The sequence below is a fragment of the Streptomyces sp. MUM 2J genome (assembly GCF_022414535.1).
Classification (GTDB): domain Bacteria; phylum Actinomycetota; class Actinomycetes; order Streptomycetales; family Streptomycetaceae; genus Streptomyces.
The window spans coordinates 1-4,123 of the sequence record NZ_JADWYM010000091.1 but is presented as its reverse complement, the minus strand read 5'-3'; the positions used below and the strand labels follow the sequence as shown (position 1 = coordinate 4,123).

Below are 4,123 nucleotides of genomic sequence, written 5' to 3'. Positions count from 1 at the left end.
GGGAGACCGACGCCGAGCCCCTGAGGGCGCGCGTGCGAGCGCTCGCCGACCAGCACCCGCTCTACCCCGGTCTGTAACCGACAACCTCCCGCAGGGGCGTGCCCGTGACCGCTCGGCACGCCTCTCCCCATCCCACGGAGTACGGCGTGGCAATCAGCGTCTTCGACCTGTTCTCCATCGGCATCGGCCCGTCCAGCTCGCACACGGTCGGTCCGATGCGCGCCGCCGGGATGTTCGTCGCCCGGCTGAAGCAGGACGGCGTGCTCGCCCAGACCGCCGCGGTACGGGCGGAGCTGTTCGGCTCACTCGGCTCCACCGGTCACGGCCACGGCACCCCCAAGGCGGTGCTGCTCGGCCTGGAGGGCAACGAGCCGCATACGGTCGATGTCGCCCGGGCCGACCTGGACGTCGAACGTATCCGCAGCACCGGGCGCGTCCGCCTCCTCGGTGCCGAGATCGGCCCGGCCCACGAGATCGACTTCGACACCTCGACCCAGTTGGTCCTGCACCGGCGGCGCTCGCTGCCCTACCACGCCAACGGCATGATCCTCTTCGCGTACGACGCCGACGGACTGCCGCTGCTGGAGAAGACGTACTACTCGGTGGGCGGCGGCTTCGTCGTCGACGAGGACGCGGCCGGCGCTGACCCGATCAAGCCCGACGACACGGTGCAGGCCCATCCGTTCCGCACCGGCGACGAGTTGCTGCGGCTCTCCCGGGAGACCGGCCTGTCGATCTCCGCGTTGATGCTGGAGAACGAGCGTGCCTGGCGCACCGAGGACGAGATCCGCGCGGGCCTGCTGGAGATCTGGCGGGTCATGGAGGCCTGTGTCTCCCGCGGCTTGGGCCGCGAGGGCATCCTCCCCGGCGGCCTGAAGGTCCGTCGTCGGGCCGCCGCGGTGGCCAGGGCGCTGCGGAGCGAGGGCGATGCGGCAGGTCGTGCGATGGAGTGGGTGGCCCTGTACGCCATGGCCGTGAACGAGGAGAACGCCGCGGGAGGCCGGGTCGTCACCGCTCCGACGAACGGCGCGGCGGGCATCATCCCGGCCGTCCTGCGGTACTACCTCGACTTCCGTCCGGGCGCCGACGCGGACGGCATCGTCCGCTTCCTGCTCGCGGCGGGCGCCATCGGCATGCTGTTCAAGGAGAACGCGTCCATCTCCGGCGCCGAGGTCGGCTGCCAGGGCGAGGTCGGCTCCGCCTGCTCCATGGCCGCGGCAGGGCTCGCCGAGGTTCTCGGCGGCAGCCCCGAACAGGTCGAGAACGCCGCCGAGATCGGCATGGAGCACAACCTCGGCCTCACCTGCGACCCGGTCGGCGGCCTCGTCCAGATCCCGTGCATCGAGCGCAACGGCATGGCCGCGGTGAAGGCCGTCACCGCCGCCCGGATGGCCCTGCGCGGCGACGGCCGCCACCAGGTCTCCCTCGACAAGGTCATCAAGACCATGAAGGAGACCGGCGCCGACATGAAGGTGAAGTACAAGGAGACCGCGCGCGGCGGGCTCGCCGTCAACGTCGTCGAGTGCTGAGGAGGCGGACGGATCGGGAAGACGGCGGCATTCCTGCTGCCCGGTCGGCTTTGCCGATGTCCCTCCGGGAGCCCGTCTTCCCGACCTGGACGAGCTGCGGGCCCGAGGGATGCTCGCCGCCGCCGGCCCGGCGGCCACGGCCTCGCGGCGGACACGCGTACGCGACCGCCGGCGTGGCCGCCCCGCCGGTCGTCCTCCAACGACGTGGCCGCCGCCCATCCGGTCCGCGGCCGGGCGGGCGGCTTGACGGATCAGCTGATCGGAAGCACGTCGACGGCGGGCGGGACGTAGCTGCCGTCCAGCGCGGCACCCTGCGGGCCGTACGCGCGGAGCATGATGTTGAACGGGCCGTCACCCACGGGCAGCCAGTTCGCCGGGTTCACTCCCTGCGGCCGGGTGCGGGACAGGTAGATGGACAACGATCCGTCCTTGTTCCACTCCAGCCCCGGGGTGTAGCTCGCCACGGCGTACTTGTCGGCCTCGTTCGGGATGAGGGTGACCGCCTCCGGGGTGTACGCCGTGAGGGACCAGAACCGGCTGACCTCCGGCAGCGCCCCGGCGGGGAAGGTCAGCACGTAGCCGTGCTCGGCCCCGTTGAGCGCGGCCCCGGAACGGTCCTTGAAGGCGTGCCAGTAGGCGGCGGTGGGATAGCCGTTGCCCCACTGGAGGAACTCGGCGATCGACGAGCGGTCCAGGTAGGCCGAGGGCGCCCAGTTCCCGATGTTGCGGAAGTTGACCCAGTTGGTGTCACCGGTGTGGTCGAGGTAGTTGTCCACGATCTGAGTGTGGCCGTCCCGCGCACCCTGGGCGAACTGCTCGCGCTCTTCCGGCGACAGGTCCCTCCCGTCGCCGAAGAGGCGATCGAACTTCGCGGCCACCGCCTTGTCCTCAGGGGTCAGCGGGGGCGTGCCCGGGTCGTGCATGGCGGTCTGCAGCTGGCGCAGGAAGGAGATCGGCAGGTAGCGGACCAGGTTGTCGGCGATCACCTTGTACCGGATGGCGAACAGCGCCTCGGGCACGATCTTCGTGGGTCCGGACTCCGGGTCGGTCCGGTAGTCGGACAGGGTCGCCATGTGCAGGTTGCGCCGGAACTCTTCGGCTTCCGCGGTCATGTTCTGGCCGTCGCTGGCGTACTTGTCGGCCCGGAAGATCCAGTAGGACTGGGAGTAGGGGACGGTGATCCGGGTGGTCCCGCGCGGGAGCTTGCCGTGCCAGTCCGGCGCGGTGATCGCGTAGGTGCCCGCCTGGCCCGCGGGGATGCCCGAGTCGAAGACGTCCCCGAAGGGGGTCGCGGTCAGCAGGGAGTAGGAGACGGAGGTCTCCGGGATGGTCAGGATCACCGGCTGGCGGGCTGGCTCGACGACCGCGCTGGCGTAGAGGGTGTCGACGTTGATCGCGACGACCGCGCCGTACAGCGGGGTCACCCGGTCGGGTCCGAAGAGCGCGTTGCCGCTGCCGAGCAGACGGGTCTGTTCGTAACTGAACCAGCGCGGATAGAACCGCTCGATGTAGGACCGGGACACGCAGTAGGCGTCGGATTGGCGCTGGGTGGTTTCCGCCTGCGCAGGGGAGGCGCCAAGGACCATGCCGAGGGCCAGGAGCCATATCAGCCATTTCCATCGGGTGTGCGTCGTGAGGTGCAGCATGAACTGCCAGAGTTCCCTTCAGGAGTGTCGCAGCCTCGGCCGCCGGACCGGTGCCCCGGGCGAGCCTCTCCCCGGTCCGCGATCGGCACCCGCGTCGGACCGGCGGGTACGGGGACAGTCTGCCGGTCGTGGCGCCGACGTGAGGTCCAATACTGACGGCGTGTCAGGAATATGCGGGTGGCCCGCGACGAAACGATCAGCGGAAGCCGCTGCTTCGCAGCGGTCCCACAAGCTGCTCGGCCACTTGCGGCGGAGGATGACCTTCATCCTGGCGTCAGCCCGTGCGATGTATGGACTGGCTGGATATCACCTGCACTTACCGAGACTCCTGCAGAAAGCCCCGGCGTTCACGACTCCGTTGGGAAACCTGCAAACCGGGCATGGCCTTGTCGTTAGGCGGCGAGTTCGAGTCGGGCGAGGTGTGAGATGCGGGTCTCGCCGAGTGGTGTTCCGGTCAGCCAGGCATCGAGTCGGATGAGGTTGATCGCGGTGGCGGCCAGAACGTTGCCGAGGTGGGTCTTGGGCAGGCCGATGTAGCGGGTGCGGCGGATGCCGGTGCGGCGGACGGCTTGGGAGATGGTGCCCTCGACGCCTGCCCGGACGTCGTAGCGGGCCTTCCAGTCGTCGGTCTGCTGCTCGATGCGTCGCTGTTCGAGGACCTGCTGTTGCTCTCGGGACAAGAGCGTCAGGCTGCGGCCGTATCTGCCGTTCGCAGCCTTCGTGCACCGCGCCCGGAACGGGCACGGATCGCAGTCCTGGAGCGCGAAGTGCACCCGGGTGATCGCGGTGCCGCTGGCTTTGCGCTGATCGGACCAGCTGACGCTGGTCGCTCCTTGCGGGCAGGTGACCTTCCTTGCGTCCCAGTCGACGGCGAAGGCGCCCTGGGGAATGTGCTCGCCCTCCTGTCGTTCGTGGACGGTGTCCAGGCCGACAGGTCCAAGCAGGTCG

The 4,123-nt window shown here is 69.8% G+C and carries 3 protein-coding genes; 1 reads left to right on the top strand and 2 read right to left on the bottom strand.

Features of this window, described 5'->3' with window-relative positions; genetic code table 11:
- Positions 1-146 precede the first annotated feature (146 nt).
- Positions 147-1,529 carry an L-serine ammonia-lyase gene (locus I3F54_RS31720; protein ID WP_240122382.1) on the top strand — a complete coding sequence of 461 codons (1,383 nt, stop codon included), beginning with the start codon at positions 147-149 and terminating at the stop codon, positions 1,527-1,529.
- Between the two features lie 251 nt (positions 1,530-1,780).
- Here the strand turns inward: I3F54_RS31720 and I3F54_RS31715 are convergent, their stop codons facing one another.
- Both I3F54_RS31715 and I3F54_RS31710 read right to left on the bottom strand, forming a co-directional pair.
- Positions 1,781-3,175: a DUF1214 domain-containing protein gene (locus I3F54_RS31715; protein ID WP_240122381.1), complete on the bottom strand. Its 1,395-nt coding sequence runs from the start codon at positions 3,173-3,175 to the stop codon at positions 1,781-1,783.
- Between the two features lie 392 nt (positions 3,176-3,567).
- Positions 3,568-4,123, bottom strand: a 556-nt coding sequence (locus I3F54_RS31710) for a transposase (protein ID WP_240122380.1), incomplete at its 5' end; no start/stop codon positions are given.